Here is a 21,161-nt window from a genome sequence, read left to right as displayed (position 1 = left end):
TCTTTAAGAAGGCATACTTATTACCTTAATTTTACCACTCCCCCTTACCTTCTTCAATCAATTTTATATCATTTATAATATCATCTATTATAAGCTCCTGATACCCTGCTTTTTTTATTATTTTCATCTCATTTGCCACATCAAAAAGTAAAGGTGATTCAATTTTATTTAGCTTACTAAGCCTTACATCATTTATGACCTCATTTGAAAGAGATTTTAAATAATCTTCTACATCGTACCTTAAAAAATGAAACTTGTCTTTATACCTTTTGTATAATCTATCTGCTATCATAAGCCCCTCTGGGTCAAAATCTCCCGAGTAATATATCTCTGTCCCTTCTTTATAAAGCATATCTAAAAGCAGGAGAGAAGAAAGTTTTGGCTGGCCATATGTGCATACAACAGGAAATACTTTGCTTGTGGCATCTATTAAAGATGTAAAAACTGAAGGATTCTCTACAACATACACTTTCTTAGAAGGGCTTACGATTCTCTCAATTTTGCTCAAATTTAAAAGAGGAACTTGCAAGACTTGATTGCTTTCATAAGCAGCCTTAAATACTTGATTTTCCGTATCGCCCTCATATGCCAAAAGTCCTGAGAGTGTGACATAATTGGATATTTCATCTATCAAAATACCAACGTTGTAATAAAGTTCTGATATTTCTTCACTTCCTTTCACTTCATTAAGCCCCATTAAAGTGCATAAAGCGTTTATAAACATACTTCCCGCTTCTGTATTTGAATCAAAATAGTGAGGATTACGTGCAATCTGGGAAGAAAACACCGGCAGTCTTTTCTTTTCTCCTTTATAAACAGGCAAATTGTTTATGGCATCGCATACGTACATTATATCTTTTTTTAATCCGTCCTTATCATTTAAATACCTCTGATTTACTGCCCTTACCCCTACAGCGGTTCCTTCATACAAACTTTTTAGCCAATCAATGCACTTACATTCCTGGTATTTAGAGAAGAGCTCTTTAAAGAACTCTTCTCTTTCTTTTGCCAATATTTCCATATCCTCTTTTTTGCTGGTGAGTTTTTCGCCAAAATAGTATTCCAGTATGTCTTTTAGCGTATACTCCTCAAATCGCGTATTTTTTAGCGACTCTTCAAACTTTGCTACATCAATGGATGCAGATTTTTTTGTCCTATAGTCTTTTTTAAAATGGTTTGTAAGTACTTCTTTTTCATCTTCCGTAAGATTATCAAGCTTTACAACGCCTCCAAGCCGTCCTAAACTTCTGTACTTTTCCCGTATACCTTCAAAAATCCTCTTGTATCCCTTTTTTTCTTTAAAATATTTAAGTTCTTCTTTATTCATTTATAGCACCCACTTTTGTAGCAGCAACCTCCTCTTTTTCAGGAAGTATAAGATGCTTTACTTTTCCATCCCACAAATACTTCATGACCAATACAGCCTTTGCATTTTTTGGCCTTACAAGTTCATAAATTGAAAGCTTGGGAACAGTATCATAATCTCCCCACAAAACCTGCGAATTCATTATATAATTAAACCTCAGATCCTCAATCAGTTTAAACATATCCTTATGTTTGTGTCATCAACTCCTGCAAATGCTTCATCTAGAGATATTATGCGAGGTGCAGTCGGCGATGCTCCCTCATATCTTGAATAAACCGCGGAAAACAAAGGTATATACATGGCCATCGCTTTTTCTCCGCCGCTCAACTTATTAAAAGCATTATCAGTAAGCTCCTTGCGGCTTTCCCCTTCTTTTCTGTAGTAAAGCTTAAATTCAAACCAATCTCTGTAATCTAATATTTCTTTCATAATCTTGTGAAAAGTTTCTGTATTGTTTTTTTCCTCCATTGCCCTCCTGGCTCTTTCTACTTTTGACCTAAAATGATTTACAACTTTATCGAAGACTTCCTTTTTCAGCATATCAGCATCAGATTTTAAAATATCCACAAGCTCTTTTGTGTCAAGTTCTTCTTCATTAGAAGCAGGAATGCTTCTCCACTCAATAGAGAATTTAAGTCCGCTGGAAGTATCCCTTTCAGACATGAGTTTATTCATTTTCTTTACCCATTCTTCTGCTTTAAAAATCTTTGCTCTTATCTTAATTCCCACATTGTGCATTATAATCTCTTCAAAAAGAATCTTATCAGTCTCTCTTAAAAGCTTTCATTCGCCATTATATCTTCTTCAATATTAGAATAAAGCGTATATAAAGACACAATTTTACCATTTATATTTGCCGTAATATTGAGCCTTCTCTGCTTATTCTTTGCCTCTTTTATTCTTTCATTGTCTCCCTCACAAGCTTCGTCAAAGATATTGCCAATTGAAAGCCCATATTCTAGAAGTTCGTTGCGAGTTTCAAAATACACATTTTGAAGTCTCTCTGTAAACTTTTCTCTGTCAAAGCCCGCTTTGTCAAAAAAGCCTTTGTATTCAGAAAGAATGCTTTTGCTTAATTTTAACATATCCTCCATTTCAACGTCTTGCTTGACAAAGCCAAGTGCTAATTCCTTTTTTAAACCCTCTTCAACAATATTGTAAATTTTCTCTTTAAGATTAATCTCTTCTTCAATGTTTAAAAGGTCTTTTAAGCTTCTCTGTAGCCTCTCCTCAAGTTTTGCTTTTTCGGCTGATTTACTTGTAATCTCTTTAGGTATCTCCTCCAGCCTTTTTAGGCAAATCTCCAGTTCTTTTTCAATTTCTTCAAGTCCAAGTTCTTTTAATGTCTCTTTTAGCATCTCAATTTTCTTAACAGAACTCTGTATTTTGTTTTCCAGTACGTCTATTTCGTACTTTAAGTTATCAATATCGTATTCTAAATCTTGTTTTTGCTGCAATAACATTTCTTCGTTTGAAATTTGCAAAACATATTTATTGTATAGTATTTCTACTTCATTAAGCCCTGAAGCGTATTCTTCCGCATATTCATAGGCAGAAGAATAGGTATCAATATCTGGATGTATGTTTATGCCAGATGTCAATTCTCTTACAACAGCTTTCTTTTTCTGAAGGTCCTCAAAACAGTTTTTAACTGTGAAAAGCTGTTCATCCAGTTTATGAGAGGTGTATTCGTAATCAGCCTTTGCCGTTTTTAAATATCTATATGCTTCTTCAATATCTTCTTTCCCGGGAAATGCCGAATATTCGTAATCCAGCCTCTGTATCCTTAATTTTTTTGCATTTATTTCCTCATCGATTGCAGATATTTCAGCTTTTATAGCCTGTATTTCTTCTTGTATAGATTTAATAAGCTCTTCTCTGTAGCGCTTTCTAGACTCACTCCCGATGTACTTTGATTTAACTTTATCCCGTGCTTTCCCTTTTATTACTCCTATTCCATATGCGCCATTTGAATCGATATAAGTTGTCCCGCCTTCTTCTGATACAAATATATTGCTTAAAGCATCTGAAATATCTTCTGGTGAGACTCCTTCTTCATTGTCAACTACTCTAAAATACTGAGATACATTTAACATCATATTAAAGCTTCCAGGCATAACATATTTATCCGCCATATTGCTGTCCATTTGAAGAGCTTTTTCAAAATATTCTTTTGGCACGATAAGAGCGTCCAAAAGACCCATGTCTTCTATCGCAGCTTCTATATTGCCCCTTGTCTCTTCATCCACATCCTCTTTAAAATCAATCGCCATGTAAAGAGGAATGTAAGGAATTCCAGCTTCTTTAAGCCTTTTTCTGTTGTTTATGACTTGTTCATCTCTTTCAGGCTCAGGGTCTTTTTTGTTTTTCCATTCCTCCAATAACTTTTCTTTCTCATGAAGCTGATTTTCTTTTACCTCTCTTTGATTTTCTAATCTTAAAATTTCTTGCTGAATTCCATTTAGTATTTCCTCATAGGGTTTTCTCACAAAAGCCAAAATATCGTCAAATCCTTTATCCTCTCCATACGCCAGTATGACACGGCTTAAGCCTTCCAATTGGCTACTTAAAAGCTTAAGCTCTGCATTGCCCTGTGACCAACTATAAACTCTTTCAACGTATTCTCTTTTTTGTTCGTCAAAAAGCCTTTCTGCCTCATTAAGCTTTTTAGCCCTTCCTTCTCTTTCTTTTTTAAGCCTTTCCTGCTCTTTAAGTGCGGCATCATACCTTTTATTTGCTTCTATTTCTTCTCTCAATGCACTCATTGCACGCTTTATTTTATCTTTATGCTTTTTTAATTCATTTTTCCAATAAGTAAAATCAAATTCTTTTCCATACACTTTTTTAAGTTCACTTACAGAAAACTCATGTTCCATGAAATCTATATCCTGTGCAATTGAAGATATATCCTCTAATCTATCTTGTAGTTCTTTCTCCAGTTTGTATTTTTGTTCCTCAATGTTTTTTATCTTTCTTTCTAAACCATAATATTTATCTTGTTTATTACGGAGTTCTTCTTCTTTTTTAGACTTATCCTCCAAATACTGCTTATATCGATCCTCTTCTTCTAATAATTCTTTTTGGGTTCTTTTAGCATCACCACTTGAAAGCTGTTCTTCCTTTTTCTTTAAAGCTTCTCTTTCACTTTCAAGAGAAATGATGTCATTTCCTAAGTTTGCTATTGTACTTCTGTAATTTTCAATATCTTTAGTTAAATTATCGTATTCTTTTTTTGATGCGTATAAATCGCTGTATGCCTTTACTAAATCCCCAGCCTTTTCATAAAGAATGTATTTGTTGTAGTTGTCGTACTCGTTTTTAAGCTTTTTTACTGCAGCCATATTCCTGTAAAGAACATCAAGGTGCATCTTAATCTGGTCCATGTTTTCTATGGTTTCTGAGAGAGGCCTCAAATCATCATCTGTGAGTGAAGGCAGTGAAGCTTCATAATTTCATATATCACAGTAGGCCTGAAGTCTTTGGAAAGCTTTGGACTTCTAAGCTGTATCAGCAGTTTTATGAGCTCGTCGTATTCCTCAATAGAACTAAAGCCAAAAATGTATTTATTGACCATTTCCATGTACTCTTTTTGGCTTTCAACTACTTCTCCGCCTTCACCTATTCTATTTTTAAGTTCTTTTTTGGTAAGTGGGACTTTTACTCTTTTGCCGTCATCGCCTATTTCCATTTTGTATAAAAAGAAGTCGATACCTATACGCCTGCCGTCAAGTATTACAAAGCCCCAAAAGTCCATATTTTGATGCCTTTTCGCCTTTAGTCCCATGCCTATTGTAATGTAGCTGTCTTTTTTTTCTTTTTTAAATTCCATGAAAAGATAGCCAGTTCTTTCATCAAGCCCACTTACCTCTTCTTCCCCAAGAAGATAGTCCTCAAGCTTCCTCGCCTTTGAGCCAAAGGGATCAAGTCTTTCAGGACTTTTGTTGCCATCTAATACTAAAGGTATGAAACTCTGCATTGTCACTGACTTTCCAGAACCATTAGCACCTCTTAAAAGAAGCCTTCCGTCTGCAAACTCAAATATTTCATCATCATAATACCAAAAATTAAGAAGCCCAATCCTGTTAATCATCCATCTTTCGGCTAATTTTTCACTCATCTGCATCTTCTCCTTTTTCAAAATCTGGAGGATATTCCCCAATTAACTTTGCCGCCATAGGCAATATTTTAATAGAATGCAATTCCTCAACTCTTTTTATCATCTTAAAGCTTTCCATGTTTTCAATGACCTCTTCTATAAGCTGCTTTTCACTCATCTCTCTGTAAGACTTATACCAACCATCACTAAATCTTTCTTTTACTTTCAAAATAATATTTATAAATTCTGCTTCAGTTATATCTATAGTATCATCAGGATTATATGCGAGTTTTCCCTCTTCAATCATTTCCCTTATAATTTTACTTACCTGCAGCATTATATCAGATATGTTTTTGTTTTTGTCGGGAAAATAGGACATTAAATATTTGTTGTCATTAAAGAGGACAAAAGCAGAAGTTTTGTGGAGGTGAAGTTTTGCATCAAGATACTCCTCTAAATCTTTCGCTATGGTGTTTCTGTAATTTTTTATATACATGAAGTCTTGGTCATCAGGTCCTTCACTATACACAGCAGGTGAAAGAATAAGTTTTCGGTACACCCTGTGTCTTCTCTGTATAACCGCATCTTTGGAGTTTGAAAGATTTAAATCCTCCTGCAAAAAATCCTCAATCTTCATGTCTTCAGTAATTTCTCTGTTAAAAGACCTCAAAAAATACCTTGAAATACCTGTATTTTCGTAAAGAACCTCAGTATCTTCACTTTCTGAAAACCTCTCGTGGTCACCATCATCTATTTTAATTATGCCAATATCTACAGCAAAATTGAGCACCCGCACAAGTGACTTTCTGTGCTGAAAAAGCGTCCAATCTACTTTATCAGGTCCATCATACTGCGCCTCTATGTATTCCGTTATATTAGACAGTACAAACTGGTCTTCAGGTCCTTTATCCTCCAAAAAAGCTAAGAGCAAACACAAAAATGCATAATCCATAGGCATTTGAAATGCATCTATCCCCATCCACTCTTCAACATCTGACGGCACTTTTTCTAACTTAATAATATATGGGTTTATAATCAATCTATATCCTAACTTCTCTTCAACAAAAGGTTTTATTTTATTCTCAGCATCTCTTATTTTGTTGAAATTTTCCCTATCGTCTCTCAATATCCAAAAATTTTCAAGAAGCATCTGAAGTTCTTCCATATTTTCACCTTCAATCCACAAATTCAATTACAATATCAGGCATATCAAGATTACCATCCGTGCATTTTAGTATTGCTCTCTCTCCATTCTTTGGTATATGAAGCCTGTATGTTCTTCCATCTTCTGTTTTTCCTGTAAAGCCATTTCTTGCCATCGCTTTTCCTATCCATTTAAGTATCGTTGCCCTCACAAAAGGTTTTACAACAGGTAAATCCTTTATCCTTATTCTATTGCCAACAATGCAACTTGCTATTATTTCATCTTCTATATTTTTCTGATTGAGATACTCCATCAGCATCTCCGTCTTGTCAGCACTTCTATCAATAATCGCATTTGTCTTAACATAATTACCGTAGCTCCTTGTTTTTGGCTTTATAATCACTTTAAAGGGCGGTTCTTCCCATACACTCTGGTTTACACTTTCTGTCTTTCTTTCAAAATCACCCTTTATGTGCCTTGTGTAAAAGCAACCGAAAACCGCCGCAGACAAAAGGTGTGCTTCTTTAATACTACCTGCTTTTGCAAACATTTTAGAAAGAGCAATATATTCATTCTTTCTACTGGCAGCTTTCATCCTGTTTTCTGCTATTCTCGCCGCATACATTGTTATTTTTCTGATTATTTCGTTTGATATATTAAGAAGCCTTACTGCCTCGCTGTCTTCAAAATTATGACCTGTAAACCAAAAAGATATGTTATTCCACTTATCCATCAAATCTTCTTTTACTTTCTCTTCATTTAAAACCCTGTCAATTCTTGGGATACTCATTTCATATTGGCATAACTTATCTACAACGGAATTGACAACCTCCGGACTCACCTTTTTCAAAAAGCTCTCTATGGCAACAGAAAATCTCTGAAGGTCTTTTATAAAATCTCTTAAATATTCTATAAGTTTGTCTTTGTAAATGATAAACTGTTCTGACTTCATAAGTTCATCAGCGTTAGAGCTTTGAAGACTTGCAATGTAATCTGTCGCATTGTGATTTATATTTTCAAAGTCGGTATTGAGGTCTTCCCACCATCTGTTTATTTCCTGTAAATCCTCTTTTTTCGCCATTTCATTTATCTTTATTAAATTGCGGTAAATCCTTTCAAATAAAGACGGCTGTAGTGACCCACCATAACCGACGATGCTTTCCAGCCTTATAGTCATTCTCTCTATCTCAATAGAATATGGACTTAATTGATACCTGAATTTTTTGTTTTTAAATTCGTCAATCGTAGAAGCTTTACTGGTATCTTGTGTCGCAATAAGGTTTTTCCATTCAGTAAGTGCTTTTAAATCCTGCTCACATTTTTCCATTGTATAGTCGGAAAACACATCAAATTGACTTACATACTCATATACATCCTCTTTGTACAGCCAATACTTAAATTTCTGGTACTGTTCATAAAAATACCTCATGATGAGGCGATATCGCGAAGCATTTTCCGCAGACAAATACTTTACCTCTTCAATCGGTTTTATCACATTCAAATCAAGTTTATCTTCCATAACACTTCACCTTGCATCTATATTTCATAATATATTGTAAACTTAATACTCCATCATTTCAATTTATTTTTTGACTCTTTAAAACAAAAATCCTTATCACTTCCCAAATTTATGGAAATAATAAGGATTCAAAAAATCTTCACATCATTTTCACTTTTAAGATTCCATTCTTAAAAAGTAACTCCATTATAACCCCAATTCTGTCCTTCTACCTCTTGGATAACTATATAAATGTTGTCTTTTCTATAACCCAAAACCTTATTTAGAACATCACAAATCCTTTTTGATATTTCTTCCTTTTGTCCCCTTTGAAGTTTGCCAACAAGCTTTATCTCTACAATGCCACCCTCTTCAAGAGGTTGTCCATGGAAAAATATATCCTCTTCTTCAGTAAATCTTACCATAAGCCAATTTTCACTTTTCCCTGCAACTTCATACATCACATCGGCAAATTCTTTCTTTAAAACTTCCTTATTTTCTGGCACAATTTTTTCTTTTGTAATTAAATTTACAATTGGCATAAATCTCACTCCTTTCCAATAATAAACCATCATAAATGTTTTTTAAATTCCTCTAATGATATTCCTGCCTGTTCGAGAATACTTTTTAACGTTCCTTTGGCTATCTCATAATGGAACGGTACAATAACTAACTGGATATTTCGATCCCATTATATTGCTACCTCCACTGTTGTTATAAATAGCGGCTTTTCTTCCAGGTCAAGCTCTCCATTTTCATAATACAACTCTAACGCTTCTTTTAGATTATCTAAGGCCTCCTCTATAGTTTTCCCCTGAGATGCAACACTGTTTTCAATACACTTTGCTACATACCAATTTTCTTCTTTTTGAATAACTACAGTAAACTTAACTTTCATACTATCACCCCACCAAATTATTATTTTAACACAATTAGTATTATTTACCTTACCCACATCCACTACCCTATTTCCCTCCCCTCTTTCTCTATTTCCTTTAACAAAGCCCCCCGTAACATCCCGTTGTGTAACTATACTCACTTTATAAGGCCTTGCAATCCTCTCTATCTCAACAAACATTGTCCAGTAGTTAAACTTATCATCATCCCAATCATCTACAAAAATATCAATATCCGAAAATTCCCAAAAATCAAATCCCCTTGCCAGTGATCCATACAAGACAACTTTACTCACATTATATTTTTCTTTTAAAAATTTAGCAATCTTATGCGCTTTATCTAATGCATCCTTTTTTCGTATTTCTAGCATTTCTTTCTCTTTTTCACTCTTTAACCGCCAATTTTCACGTATTTTCTTTTTTCTCTTCATCAGTAATACTCATCTTCCTCACCCCACAAAATTCTTTACATATATTCCACCATTTTATAGCATTTATATCAATCATCCAACAAAACTCATAAGAAGCATCACATTTAAAACCGTCACTATTATTCCTATAGTCCACAACAATACCTTATAAAGCAATGTATTTGCAAACTTTCCCATTATCTTCTTTGAAGAAGTCAAATAAATGAGCAAAAAAATTGTAATGGGAAGCTGTACACTTAAAAACATCTGCGAATAAACCAGTCCTTGAAAGGGGCTTTTTACAAAGAATATTATTAGCACTGCAAAAATATATGTAATTCCTACACCAACTTTTGTATGTGCATCGTGTATATCATAAGGTTCTCCATATATCCCCGCAAAAATACTTCCTCCTGCCATACCAGCTGTAATAGACGAAGAAATTCCTGCAAAAAGAAGAGCCAAAGCAAAAACCACTGCTGATGCATTTCCCAAAAGAGGTTTTAACATCTGCTGTGCCTGATTAAGCTCCGTTACAGTTACATTATTGGTAAAAAAAGCCGATGCTGCAACAATAATCATAGCACTGTTTATTCCCCACCCTATTATCATAGAAAAGATAGTATCAAAATACTCATAATTAAGCTGTTTTACAATAACTTTTTCATCTTCTAAATTCCACTGCCTGCTTTGTATTATCTCCGAGTGCAAAAACAAATTGTGGGGCATAACAACAGCACCAAGTACACTCATAATTATAGGCATAGAACCTCCTGGAAATTCTGGTTTCACCCAGCTTGAAGCTACCTCTGCCCATTTCACATCAACTAGCGAAAGCTCAAATATAAAAGAAATGCCAATAAGAGATACAAAACCTATAATCCATTTTTCTAACTTTTTGTAGGAGTTTGTATAAAGCATCAATGAAACAAAAACAAGAGTAATCAAACTCCCTATTTTTATAGGAATATTAAAAAGCATTTGAAGAGCTATAGAAGCTCCTAAAATTTCCGCCATCGCTGTCAAAATAGCTGCAAAGACAGCTGAGACAAGAACTAACCTCGAAGTAAAAGGCTTTAAATATTTAGTTGCAGCTTCAGACATGCAGTATCCAGTAGCAATTCCCAGATGCGCAGCATTGTGCTGAAGTATAATAAGCATAATGGTCGATAAAGTTACCATCCATAAGAGCTTGTAACCATAGGATGACCCTGCAGCAACATTAGAAGCCCAATTTCCCGGGTCAATAAAACCAACAGTAACCAGTAATCCGGGTCCTATGTATTTAATAAAATCTAAAGCCATAAGTTTAGGGCGATGATTACCTTTAAATAAATTTTTGACTTTTGTAATCATTTGTTCACCTCATCTTAAAATTTTAATCTGCACCTTTTACAACTGCAAGAGGCACAAATTGAGTAACAGGTACAGTAATTTCTCTATGTGATTTTCATTTTTAATACAATTACGTTATTTGAATAATCTAACAAGTTCTTCTACGCCTGCTGGAAGAGAAAAATTACCATCCAAACCAGGCTCGAACTCACACGTTTTTACAACTGCATCAAGATTAAGTGGTCCATAGATGTGCGGGTAATATTCACGCCCACCTTTCTCAAAATGAATTTCAGCTTTAACTTTGGACGAATCAATGCATAATAAAACCAGTCCTTTTTCGTTTTTAAAATTAGCATTTGCTATATTTATTATTTGTTCAGCTGTGGAACAGTGTATAAAACCTTCGAAAGATAAACTTCTAGGACTATATTCGCCTTTTTCTAAGCCATCTTCCCAGTCTTTGCGTTTTGCAATATGCAAAATTATCATGATACTTCATCCCCCATTCTTAATATTATTATCTAAAAAAGGAAAAATTTTATATAACTACTCCAGTTTCCAAATCAATTATATGAACACTTCCACTTTCAACTTCAATAAACCCTACTGAATTAATCTTATCTTCCCTTTTGCTAAGAGATGTAGAACCCGGATTAATCACCACACAATTTTCAATCTTCTTTATTAAAGGAATGTGTGTATGTCCCATTATAAAATAATCCAATTTATACTTCATAATCAACTTATGTATATCTTCGTCAGAAATACTGTGACCATGATTAATCATAAATCTCTTCCCTTCAATGAAAGCAAAGACATAGGGTGTTTGTATAGGCACCTCAAGCATCATTTGGTCAACATAAGCATCACAATTCCCTTCCGCAATCAAAAGAGGAACAGGACAAGCATTTATCGCCTCAGCAAGTTTTTTAGGGTCATATCCTCGGGAATTGGATTACGTGGTCCATGATATAATACATCTCCTGCATGTAAAATAATGTCCGAATCTTTTAAAAAATTCCATGCTTTTATCCATGACTTATAATCTCCATGAGTATCACTTATAACACCAATTTTCATAAAATATCACCTCCAATGCTTTTGATATCTTACCCAAAATTTGTCCCCTCTAAGGCCACAGTGTTTTTAATTCTCTATTTATCATCTCAATATCAAAATCCCTATATCCCCCTATTGTTCCCCATACTATAAAGTCTACATATTTAGGATGGCTTTTACTCACCCCCCATGTTTTCAGATTAATTCCACTTTTTTCTCTTTTTAATTTTACCATTCTGTTACCTAAAATCCAATACAAAAATTAAAAATATTCCGATATATTTAGGCAAAACTAAAAAAAAGAATAAATTATATAAAAGTTCCCTGGCAAAAGAGCCAGGGTTATACATATCCTAACAACAATAAAAATTGAGCATTTTATATTTAAAATTTTCGTAAAAGATTTTTAAAATATAAAAAATAGCCCCACTTATCTTACAAGCACTATAAAACATTAAAAATTCATATATGCCTTTGCAACATCTTTAAATCCATTTTTTTCAAGCGTATCTATAACAATTGTCCTAATCTCATCAAAAGAAATTTGTTCTTTTCCAAGTTTTTTAATGCTTTTTTCTATATCCCTTGCTATATTATGTAAATCTGATGTATTTAAAGGTTTTCCAGCATCATCTGATGCAGCCCCAATACTTCTCATAATTTTGTCCAAATCAAACTCTTGTAATCTACCATCCCTTTTTATAACCTTCATAGTCCCCTCTCCTTTTTGTTCGTTATATAAATATAAGCTCATATAAAGGTTTATATCAAAATAATCTTAGATATAACAATATTTTCTATAGCAGAGGTCAGTAAAAGTCCTCAAGTACCTTTACCTACCGTCGAAAAATTCTCCTCCTTATGCAGAACTGTTACAATTCTTCTTTAAAATCAAAAATATGTTTTTATCCATTTCTATTTTACCATTTCATCCCTCAAAAAGCAACATAAACATTAAAAATATTTCGACATTACTCGGCAAAAATAAAAACAGGAATAATTCTGTTTGCAAAATTATATCAATATATCGACAAAAATAAAGGTACTAATCTAGTACCTTTATTTCACAAACCTTTCTAAATCCTCTATTTTATTTATCTCAAATATATTATCAACAATAGCCATCAATGTTTCTCTGTTTGCACCTTCTATTTTCTTTACATATTCTTCCGGAACATTTCCAAAACTATTAGATTGCCTTTTTCATCTGCTTCTACCCATGATATGTTGTCTGGATATGCGTTTATGTCTATTCCTATGACTCCTTTTTCTTTTGTTATTTTTACTTCCGGATATTCTTCTTCCACAGCAAAATAGGCGTATATATTGCCATTTTTGAGTTTTAATTCTACAGAGTAAGGCATGTTTGATTCGGCGATTTCCTGAAGGAGTTCTTCTCTTCTTTTATTCTTTTTATATCCTGCTTGTATTCTGGCATATACATATTTTCTTTCTCCTACATTTATCCTTAAGAAAGTGCCATTTTCTTTTACTTCTATTCTTGTGTTGAGATTTCCTTTTTTGCTTTTATCCCCTCTTGAGTAGAGATTTCCTTTTCTTTTCTCTTGCCACTTTGTTTTTAGCTTTTGATATTCTTTCCCATTTATATGGCGCTTTTGAAGTTTTCCAAATAAGTCTCTTCCTCCAAAGATGACTTTCTTTGGATTACTCCTTAATTCTTTGGATGATTCTAATACACCTCTTGCTTTCATTATTGCGTCATCTACGATTCTTAAGATATTCCTCTTGTTTCTTTGTGGATACTCTTGCATATAAAACTACTTTGGGTTTCGGTTTTTCTTCCAGCATGCCTAATAACTTCTCTATATCTTTTTTGTACCTTCTTCTTCCTTTTGCTGTTCTAACTGGGGTTATTAATCCTTCCTTTTCCCAGTTTATTAATGTAATTCTGCTTATATCATATAGCTATTTAACCTTTTTTATAGTTAATAACATTCATCTCACCCAATTAAAATAATATCATTTTTTACTACTAATTCCAACTGTTTTGACCTCCCATACTCTTCTCATTAAAGCTAATAAAATTTTATCATTCTGTCCTCTAAAAGCCAATATGAATATCAAAAATATTCCGACATATCTTATTAAAAATAAAAATTCTCTCTTTCAGTTCCTTCAATACAAAGTAAAATCCGTATTTTGCCAAGCGTAAAGTTTTACCTACTTTTATCCAGAGAAATTTTTACAAAAATTTAGACTTGACCCCTATGTGAAGCACATATATATATTGATGCATAATATGTATATAGGGGGATATCTATAATGTGTTTTGGTAAATTAGCAAACATCATAAAAGGTATTTGGAAAAATAAAAGTGAGGGCATCGATAAAATAACACTGAGCCTTTATGGTCTTAATATAAGTGTAGAGAGAAAGACAAATATCAATATTCCACATGAAGTAACAGTAGTAGTCCCAAGAGTTGAGCTTAGAAAAAAGATAAAAGATAATGAGGAAGAGATAGAGATAATAATGAATAGTATAACTGTTGTGCACTCTCCACACCATGAATTAGCAGGTTCCCCCTCTTCTACGGTAATTCCTAAATAGTATTCCACTAAATACAACAAAAATTAATTAAAAATAATTTGTTATAATATATTGGCTATTTAAAAAATGCTACAGCCCCTATAAAAAAGAATCGTATACCGGATATAAGCTATTTGGGTGCATAAATTTTTAACAGTGTTTTTCTGCTGACAAAATAATTACTACAACTGCTCTTATCAGTCTATACGCTCCAGCAAATTTGCCGTAATTAGCTCTTTTAGGGTCAATAAGCGGTATAAACAGCATCATAAGGTATATTATTGCAATAATGACAGGCAAAATAAATATCTCAATTTTTGATCCAAACCTATCTACTTGGCCATAAATATTCCAATGCATTGGAATTTTAGCCGGTAAACGTTCAAAAATGGCAAATGTAAAAATCCATATTAATATGATAATGCCAATTAACCACCAATCCTTTTTTATTTCGTATTTGACATTGTAGTTTTCATCCATACTACATTAAATACTCCCTTCATCTTGTATGACAACCCTATTCTTCTGTAAATAAATCTATTGCAAAGGTCTTAATAGCTTTTCCGCTTGGTACAAAAGACTTCCTTCTCATTAACTATTCAATTAATTAATTTAATCTAATTTTTGTCAATTCATTTTAGTTAGGTATTATATTGAATCAAGTATTTTTTCTACGAGCATTCTAAATACTTTCTTGTCGTCTTCACGTATTTTTACAAATGGATCATATTCAGAAAATGGACTATCATACATCACTATGATCTTTTATGAATAAGGCAAAAAGTAGCAACAGCAATAACTGTCACTTATCGGAGGGAGATAAAAAACACTAGGTAACAGGTCTATCATCATGATACATAAACTCATAGTAAAAGGCAAGAATATTCATGCAATTTCACGAGAAATATGGCATTCTCAAAACACAATAAGAAAGTATCTCAGAGCAGAGAGAACCCCCTAAAGAAAACCCATCCTAAGAGCAGTTCAAATTTTAACTCTACTAATTGACAGATTTACATATTAAAGAGTGAAAACTTAAAACCTTTGCCTCTTTATACTTACAACCAGCAAAGGATTTGAGGAATAAGGTAAACTAATGAGGGATCCGATTCTTACAACTGCGGTTTTGGAGAGATTGCTGCACCATGTTCAGATAGTCAATATAAGAGGTAATAACTATCGTTTAAAGGATAGGTTAAAGGCTGGTCTTTATATTACGGTAGCCATGGCAAAGCTTAAATTAAAAAACGGGGGTAGGTCAATTTAAAACCGTTAAAAATGGGTCAATTCTAATCCGCTATTGACATATTTGACAATTCCTTAATAATAAACATTTAACTACTTAGCTTCACCTAACATCTTTACTATTTTTCAAGCTTTAAGAATAATAAAAAAACAACACATTTTTGTATTTTTTATCCTGCCTTATTTCGCTTATTGTATAATTTTGGTTTTTGTACTCCTCTGCAACTTTTTGAGCATCTTCCTTTGTACCAACAATTCTTACATACATTTTACCATTTGAAGTATTACCTGTTGTAACTTGGTATCTTTCTCCACCTCTTTCTTTTTCTCTACTATGCTTCTTTTTCCATTCACCATGATCTAACGGTTTGGCATTTTTTTACAGCTTCAATAATCAAATTAATATCCTCTTCAGATATATTTCCCCCTTTTACTTTTCTAATTTCTCCAACAGCCTCCATTCCTCCAATAACAACAGGCATGCTGCAATCTTTGGTTTTTACCCATTTAGCCCGTTTAAATATTACAATTGGATATATATGATCTTTAACTCTCTCATGTAAATCAGGCAAATTTTCTTCTAGCCACTTTTTAAACAGTTTGACATGTCTTTCGTTTTGTTTAGTAGCTCTGAACTTCAACCCACTTATTTCCTTGTTTCATACGCCATTTATCTTTTGCCCCTAAAAAAGCCCCATCCCATGATTTTATCTCTAATACAAAAATTCCGTTCGTATTTAACACAAGATGGTCAATTTGTATAAATTCGTCATGTTCTACTTCTAAAACAAGATCATTTATAATAACTGCACTACCTGGAAGCCATAGATGTAATGCCCATCCTACTGAATTTTCACCACTACTTCCCTGTTCTTTTTCGGAAATACGCCTCCATGTATAAGCAACATCCGCAATAGGCTCTAAAAGCCATCCAAATAGTCATTCGCTAATTTTATCTAAATGCTTTTGTTTTTCTCTTTCTTCTTTTTCTTTGATTTTTTGATAAAAAAGTTTTTTTATTTCTTTATCCTGTTCGATAAAACGGGCAAACATTTTTCTCCCCTTTTTATATTTTGGTAATTTTATGAAATCTTATTTTATTAAATTAACAAAATTATTCCTTAAATTTCTTTAAATTACGCTCTTTTATTTCTTCTATTTTTACATCTCTACTTTTACCTTTCTTGAGAAGCAAAATTCTTGTATTTTTATTACTCTTAAAAATTAACAGCCAGCTAGTAATTCTTCTATTTTTTCTAATAATCGTTTTACATCAGGCGACTCAGCAATCTGCTGAACATATGTTAGTACTTCAAAGTAAATTGGATCCTACCCCAATATTCTAATTTGTTCTCTAAGTGACTCTACATTTTGGTCTCTATCTTTTTCATCAAAATGAACACCACCAAGTTTATTGACAATATATTTGATAATTTGTCTCCTAGTCATGGGTTCATGGTTACCTATTTTTAATGGCGTACCATCTAAAAAAGCCCGAAGCCCAATAGGTACAGGAGGAGTATTAATAATCGCCTTTTCTCTCTCATAATTAGCTTTGATTTCCTCATCACTTAAAGCCCTATGATGAATATGAATCTCCATAATTTGTATTCCACTAATACGAGCTCCCCCTCCTATAAATATCACTCCATCTTTTAAATGACCTGCCTTCCCGGCAAGAAGAGGATGCACTAAAATTTGAGGTTCTTTTTGAAAACCAACTATTTTCCATGCTTTCTGTAAATTTCCTTCTAGCAGCAAAAAACGTAATTTAACACTTACTTTCCTTATCGTATGGTAACTAGGATTATCTTGAACACTTATGTCTATAATATCTTTAATTTCTTCATGAACAATATCAAGAAATTCTTTTATTGTTCTTTCCATATTGTTTAATTAACCTCCAACCAGTCTTAATCTGCAAAAACAATTCATAAATAAATGTTTTTGAATTCATCGTTTCCAAAATAATCTTAACTAAAACAAGCTAATTTGATTTTCATTTAAAATTTTCTCCAATGCAAAATCTTTCGGAATAAAAGGTTGTCCATTCTCGTCAGGAAAAGCCCATATATTTAATTTACGATGTAATTTATAATTCTGTTTCAACGGTGGATTTTCTAGATCCTTTTGCCACTTCAACAGCATTTCTCCGAGTGTTATTTTTGTTTCTTGTCTAGAACCTGCAACCAAAGCTGATTGTACAGTACCTAGCAAAAGGTCAGTTAATTGGATCAAGTCTTCTTTAGCAGAATCAACCAATTTAATGTTTTGTATAAATACTCTAGGATATACTTTTCCTGCACATCTACTAAGATAAGAGTCTAGTTCTGCTCTATAAAGTATATATTCCTCAAAATTATCTTTACAACCAACCTCTGGCCAGGTACTCCGCTCTTTCGCATCAGGAAAAAACGTAATAGTTACAAAATCATAATTTTTCGGTACCAAATGCCATGCAATTCCTGCTTTAAGTACCATTGCTGTAAAACGATTATATTCGTGAAACTCTTTGCTAAAACGATGATGTTCAAAAGCAAGACTGCTCGATAAACTGCTAGAGCGCTAAAATATGCCATTTCGTGTAAAACGTTCTCGTAGGCTTCCATCCAGGCACGTGCTACCCTTGCTTTTGCTTCAAACTTCCCTTTAAATTTTTTGGGCAAAGCTGAAAAGTGTATTTCACCTTTATAGTCTTCTTTTTCTCGATAATATGTTAATTCGTCAAGCAACATATTCTTTTTTTCTTTTGGAACAAAAAGTAACCCAATTAACAACTATTGTTTATTAGGAATACTTTCATCATGATATACAAAATATTCCCTTTTTTTAATAAAAGGTTTACCCCACATATTCAACTGCATCATTGTCTCTCCTTCTAAGAAATTTCTACAATCTTGCTTTGAATTAATTTCCAAATGTACTCTCATGAATAAAAATTTTAGAAAAATTGTAAAGTACCAAATAAATCTTTTAATTTTAAGCCAAACTTTCTACAAACTGTGCAAAATTTTTTATAGTCTCAATAACCTCTTTCACTTCATTTACTGTATAGCTATTTCGTTCTTCGTGAGGATAATGAACTTCTTCGTCTAGAGGAAATCCGTTTAATAGTGACTTGAAATACCTATGATGAGATAGTTTTTGAAATTCCATCTCTATTTCATTACTTCTGTCTTGAAAATAATTTTTTAGCTCCTTTTTTAATTTTGCCCCCATTAAATCCTTAATAGTTATTTTATGAATTCTCTTGTAAGGAATCTTAAGATTTACTTTTTCCGCCAACGAAAATAATACAGTTTCTAAAGCTAATCTTGCATACAAAGAAGCTGCACGTATTTCATTTATGTATGAATATTCTTCAGCTTTTTCAATATAACTTCTATAACAAGGCTTAATATCTATACTTAAAACAACCTCTGTATTTTGGCAGTTACTAATGCTCCCAAAAGAAGTATTGTACGGTTTAAAACTATTCCCATTAAATTGATGCTTTATAATATCATAAAACACTCTGTCAGACGTTGTAATAATAAGCTGGTATTGACTGCCTAATTCCCTTAAATAGGTAATTAAATTATATCTATGCTCATGATCAATAGAATAAATAGGGTCATCAATTGCAATAAAATTTAAACTATTAGGATTTGACTTTATCCTTGCTACCAACAATGCAAATCCAAGACATCTTAAATGTCCTGTACTCAAAATACTAAGAGCATCTACCACTTTTTGAGTTCCTTTTATAACCGCACGAAAACCAATTTTTGGTTCTTCAATATTACCAATATCTGGTTCTATAATAAAAGTGTCTACTACCTCATTTTCTGATTGGTTAATTTTGTTGTAAATTAAAGTTACCTCCTTCTTACTGATGTTTTCTAATTCCTTGGCAATTCTTTCAGCATATTTCCTTCTATAAATTTCATAAAAGTCACATATATCATCATAGATTTTTTTGACCACTTTCATTCTTGTTTCTAAAGTCTTTTTAGAAATTTTTGACTTTTCGCTATTTTGCTTAATTTCTTTATATCGGCCCCATTCTTGACTCAATCTCAATATTTCATTTATAGCATCACTTTCCCTTCTTGCATCTTCTTTTATAGTCTCTAAATCCGAAATTAAATTCCTGCAAAATTCTTCCTTGCTAATTTCAATGTTTAATTCTTTTTTATAGAGATGGAAATATAAATTCTTTACTTTCTCCGCAGTTTCTAAAAGGGATTGCTGTTTTTGCTCGATGCTATTGTTTATTTTTCGAATTTCACTCTTCAAGTTAATTATTTTACTTAAATTTTCTTTTAAATTTTCAAGTCTTCTTAACACATCATAATATTCAATAGGTTGACCACATACAGGGCAGGTAGTTACTTCCTCAGTTTTTTTAAAATATTCATAAGCCGTATTCACTACCTCGGAAATCTCTACTTCTGTTATCATTTCTTGAGCATTTGCGAGTTTGCTTTTATATTCTTTTAGTTTTTCATCTAAATTCATCTTTTTTTCTAATTCCTTAATAATTCCATCAAGATTAATAATAAATTCCTGAAGTTTTTTAAACCTTTCACTCCTACTCCGATTTTCTTCCTCATTTAGCTTGATTTCCAAATCTTCCTCTACACTATCCTTGAATTTTCCCCTAAGCTCTGCCATTCTATTTTCTAATCCTTCTAATTCCTTTTCTTGCTGTCTGAGTTTTTCTGTAATTTCCTGATATTTCTTTTCGGCAGTATTTTTTAATTTTCGTAAACGCCTATCAAACTCAATCAGGTCCTCAAATCCTAATAGGGTTGAAAATCGATCCCATAAAGATTGCTTTGTATCAATAACAAAATTTTCTATACGTTTGGTATCTATGAAATGGTCACCCGCTAAATCTTCAAATACAAATTTAGTTTTGCTATTTACTTTTCTACAAAAACTTTCCTCTCGACCATTATGAACATATATAATTTCAACAAAAGGAGCATCTTTTTTATCACAAAATTTATTTATAAGAAATTCACGTTTATCTACCCTCCTTGTTTTCGATTCTTCCACTTCTCCAGTCAAACACCACTCAATTGCATCCAGAAAGCTAGACTTTCCTGTTCCATTTTCTCCATATAAAAAAAGATGCTTTCCGTCCAATTCTATAATATGAGGACTATCTTCTAAATAGTAAAAACCTCTAATACCATTAATTTTAACCTGCTTAATCCTCATTTTCATTCCCGATCCTTTCTTCATAAAATTTAAGAATATCATCATATTTATTCGCTAGATAATTTGTATTGCCATTCAATCCATAATTATCGTCATATAAAGTCATTATATATTCCACAAAAAGATTAATTTTATTTTTCTCTTCTTTTGTTATGTCTTCTATTACTTTTTGCAAGATATTTGATTTTTTAGCCATTTTATAGATAACCCTCCTCTCAAATATTATCTTTTCAAATTGAATCTCGATTTTACTCTTACTCCTACAAACTGAAATTAACAAAACAATATTCACAGAAAAAGCAAAAATAAATTTTCTGCATTTTCATTTTATCATTTTATTTCCCAAAAATA

At 32.6% G+C, this 21,161-nt stretch carries 18 protein-coding genes and 8 pseudogenes; 2 read left to right on the top strand and 24 right to left on the bottom strand.

Translation table 11 applies throughout. The annotated features are described in order from the left end of the window. Positions 1-31: 31 nt before the first annotated feature. The 16 genes and pseudogenes from JCM7501_RS07440 to JCM7501_RS12670 form a co-directional block, all read right to left on the bottom strand. Complete coding sequence (locus JCM7501_RS07440) at positions 32-1,327, bottom strand: TIGR02679 family protein (protein WP_028992045.1); 1,296 nt, start codon at positions 1,325-1,327, stop codon at positions 32-34. Then, positions 1,320-5,483, bottom strand: a pseudogene (locus JCM7501_RS07435) (TIGR02680 family protein). Before JCM7501_RS07435 ends, JCM7501_RS07440 begins: the two are co-directional and overlap by 8 nt. Continuing rightward, positions 5,476-6,627 (bottom strand): TIGR02678 family protein, encoded by a 1,152-nt coding sequence (locus tag JCM7501_RS07430; RefSeq protein WP_028992043.1) that lies wholly within the window; start codon positions 6,625-6,627, stop codon positions 5,476-5,478. The pseudogene JCM7501_RS07435 and the gene JCM7501_RS07430 overlap by 8 nt, the downstream one beginning before the upstream one ends. 10 nt (positions 6,628-6,637) lie before the next feature. Beyond that, on the bottom strand, positions 6,638-8,125 hold the full coding sequence (locus JCM7501_RS07425; protein ID WP_028992042.1) for a TIGR02677 family protein: 1,488 nt from the start codon (positions 8,123-8,125) through the stop codon (positions 6,638-6,640). Positions 8,126-8,295: 170 nt separating this feature from the next. Next, complete coding sequence (locus JCM7501_RS07420; protein ID WP_013150021.1) at positions 8,296-8,646, bottom strand: phenylpyruvate tautomerase MIF-related protein; 351 nt, start codon at positions 8,644-8,646, stop codon at positions 8,296-8,298. Positions 8,647-8,675: 29 nt separating this feature from the next. Beyond that, entirely contained in the window at positions 8,676-8,771 is a 96-nt protein-coding gene (locus tag JCM7501_RS12675) for a type II toxin-antitoxin system HicA family toxin (protein WP_256201285.1), read from the bottom strand. Between the two features lie 24 nt (positions 8,772-8,795). Beyond that, positions 8,796-8,969 (bottom strand): annotated as a pseudogene (locus JCM7501_RS15895) (type II toxin-antitoxin system HicB family antitoxin); the annotation flags it as partial. A gap of 95 nt (positions 8,970-9,064) precedes the next feature. Beyond that, a pseudogene (locus tag JCM7501_RS15890) lies at positions 9,065-9,444 on the bottom strand (nucleotidyltransferase family protein). A 59-nt stretch (positions 9,445-9,503) separates the two neighbouring features. Next, positions 9,504-10,766, bottom strand: a complete 1,263-nt coding sequence (locus tag JCM7501_RS07405) for an Nramp family divalent metal transporter (RefSeq protein ID WP_028992041.1) — start codon at positions 10,764-10,766, stop codon at positions 9,504-9,506. 114 nt (positions 10,767-10,880) lie between these two features. Beyond that, the gene (locus tag JCM7501_RS07400) at positions 10,881-11,237 is read right to left on the bottom strand and encodes a DUF952 domain-containing protein (RefSeq protein ID WP_012994783.1); all 357 of its coding nucleotides are present in this window, start codon (positions 11,235-11,237) and stop codon (positions 10,881-10,883) included. 49 nt (positions 11,238-11,286) lie between these two features. After that, a pseudogene (gene yfcE / locus JCM7501_RS07395) lies at positions 11,287-11,828 on the bottom strand (phosphodiesterase). A 49-nt stretch (positions 11,829-11,877) separates the two neighbouring features. After that, positions 11,878-12,042 carry a hypothetical protein gene (locus tag JCM7501_RS13095; protein ID WP_154653783.1) on the bottom strand — a complete coding sequence of 55 codons (165 nt, stop codon included), beginning with the start codon at positions 12,040-12,042 and terminating at the stop codon, positions 11,878-11,880. A gap of 219 nt (positions 12,043-12,261) precedes the next feature. Beyond that, entirely contained in the window at positions 12,262-12,519 is a 258-nt protein-coding gene (locus tag JCM7501_RS07390; RefSeq protein WP_028992039.1) for an ATP cone domain-containing protein, read from the bottom strand. 347 nt (positions 12,520-12,866) lie between these two features. After that, a pseudogene (locus JCM7501_RS14720) lies at positions 12,867-12,995 on the bottom strand (Rpn family recombination-promoting nuclease/putative transposase); the annotation flags it as partial. Further along, positions 12,995-13,540: pseudogene (locus JCM7501_RS07385) on the bottom strand (IS200/IS605 family accessory protein TnpB-related protein); the annotation flags it as partial. The pseudogenes JCM7501_RS07385 and JCM7501_RS14720, both read right to left, overlap by 1 nt. Continuing rightward, positions 13,533-13,724 (bottom strand): annotated as a pseudogene (locus tag JCM7501_RS12670) (MerR family DNA-binding transcriptional regulator); the annotation flags it as partial. The pseudogenes JCM7501_RS12670 and JCM7501_RS07385, both read right to left, overlap by 8 nt. 366 nt (positions 13,725-14,090) lie before the next feature. On the opposite strand from JCM7501_RS12670, the gene JCM7501_RS07380 reads away from it, so the two are divergent. After that, on the top strand, positions 14,091-14,378 hold the full coding sequence (locus tag JCM7501_RS07380) for a hypothetical protein (protein WP_028992038.1): 288 nt from the start codon (positions 14,091-14,093) through the stop codon (positions 14,376-14,378). Positions 14,379-14,525: 147 nt separating this feature from the next. Here JCM7501_RS07380 and JCM7501_RS07375 read toward each other — a convergent pair. Continuing rightward, a pseudogene (locus JCM7501_RS07375) lies at positions 14,526-14,837 on the bottom strand (DUF1648 domain-containing protein); the annotation flags it as partial. A 616-nt stretch (positions 14,838-15,453) separates the two neighbouring features. Here JCM7501_RS07375 and JCM7501_RS12665 point away from each other — a divergent pair. Beyond that, positions 15,454-15,624 (top strand): ATP-binding protein, encoded by a 171-nt coding sequence (locus JCM7501_RS12665; protein WP_256201272.1) that lies wholly within the window; start codon positions 15,454-15,456, stop codon positions 15,622-15,624. A 328-nt stretch (positions 15,625-15,952) separates the two neighbouring features. Here JCM7501_RS12665 and JCM7501_RS16225 read toward each other — a convergent pair whose 3' ends face one another. The 7 genes from JCM7501_RS16225 to JCM7501_RS07345 all read right to left on the bottom strand — a co-directional run bounded on the left by JCM7501_RS16225 (position 15,953) and on the right by JCM7501_RS07345 (position 21,006). Continuing rightward, positions 15,953-16,243, bottom strand: coding sequence for a hypothetical protein (locus tag JCM7501_RS16225; RefSeq protein WP_256201271.1), 291 nt, complete (start codon positions 16,241-16,243; stop codon positions 15,953-15,955). Then, positions 16,224-16,487 (bottom strand): nuclease-related domain-containing protein, encoded by a 264-nt coding sequence (locus tag JCM7501_RS16220; protein WP_256201284.1) that lies wholly within the window; start codon positions 16,485-16,487, stop codon positions 16,224-16,226. The genes JCM7501_RS16225 and JCM7501_RS16220 overlap by 20 nt, the downstream gene beginning before the upstream one ends. A 444-nt stretch (positions 16,488-16,931) precedes the next feature. Continuing rightward, entirely contained in the window at positions 16,932-17,489 is a 558-nt protein-coding gene (locus JCM7501_RS07365) for a hypothetical protein (protein WP_028992037.1), read from the bottom strand. A 90-nt stretch (positions 17,490-17,579) separates the two neighbouring features. Further along, positions 17,580-18,053: a hypothetical protein gene (locus JCM7501_RS07360; RefSeq protein ID WP_054644838.1), complete on the bottom strand. Its 474-nt coding sequence runs from the start codon at positions 18,051-18,053 to the stop codon at positions 17,580-17,582. Then, the gene (locus JCM7501_RS07355; protein ID WP_162199504.1) at positions 18,026-18,337 is read right to left on the bottom strand and encodes a hypothetical protein; all 312 of its coding nucleotides are present in this window, start codon (positions 18,335-18,337) and stop codon (positions 18,026-18,028) included. Before JCM7501_RS07355 ends, JCM7501_RS07360 begins: the two co-directional genes overlap by 28 nt. Positions 18,338-18,581: 244 nt before the next feature. Further along, the gene (locus JCM7501_RS07350; RefSeq protein WP_028992035.1) at positions 18,582-20,816 is read right to left on the bottom strand and encodes an AAA family ATPase; all 2,235 of its coding nucleotides are present in this window, start codon (positions 20,814-20,816) and stop codon (positions 18,582-18,584) included. Next, positions 20,800-21,006: a hypothetical protein gene (locus tag JCM7501_RS07345; RefSeq protein WP_022588855.1), complete on the bottom strand. Its 207-nt coding sequence runs from the start codon at positions 21,004-21,006 to the stop codon at positions 20,800-20,802. Before JCM7501_RS07345 ends, JCM7501_RS07350 begins: the two co-directional genes overlap by 17 nt. Positions 21,007-21,161 lie beyond the last annotated feature (155 nt).

The organism is Thermoanaerobacter thermocopriae JCM 7501, from assembly GCF_001310975.1.
Taxonomy (GTDB): Bacteria; Bacillota; Thermoanaerobacteria; order Thermoanaerobacterales; family Thermoanaerobacteraceae; genus Thermoanaerobacter; species Thermoanaerobacter thermocopriae.
Note: the sequence above shows the minus strand (reverse complement) of the source record. Positions and strands in the feature narration are given on the sequence as shown.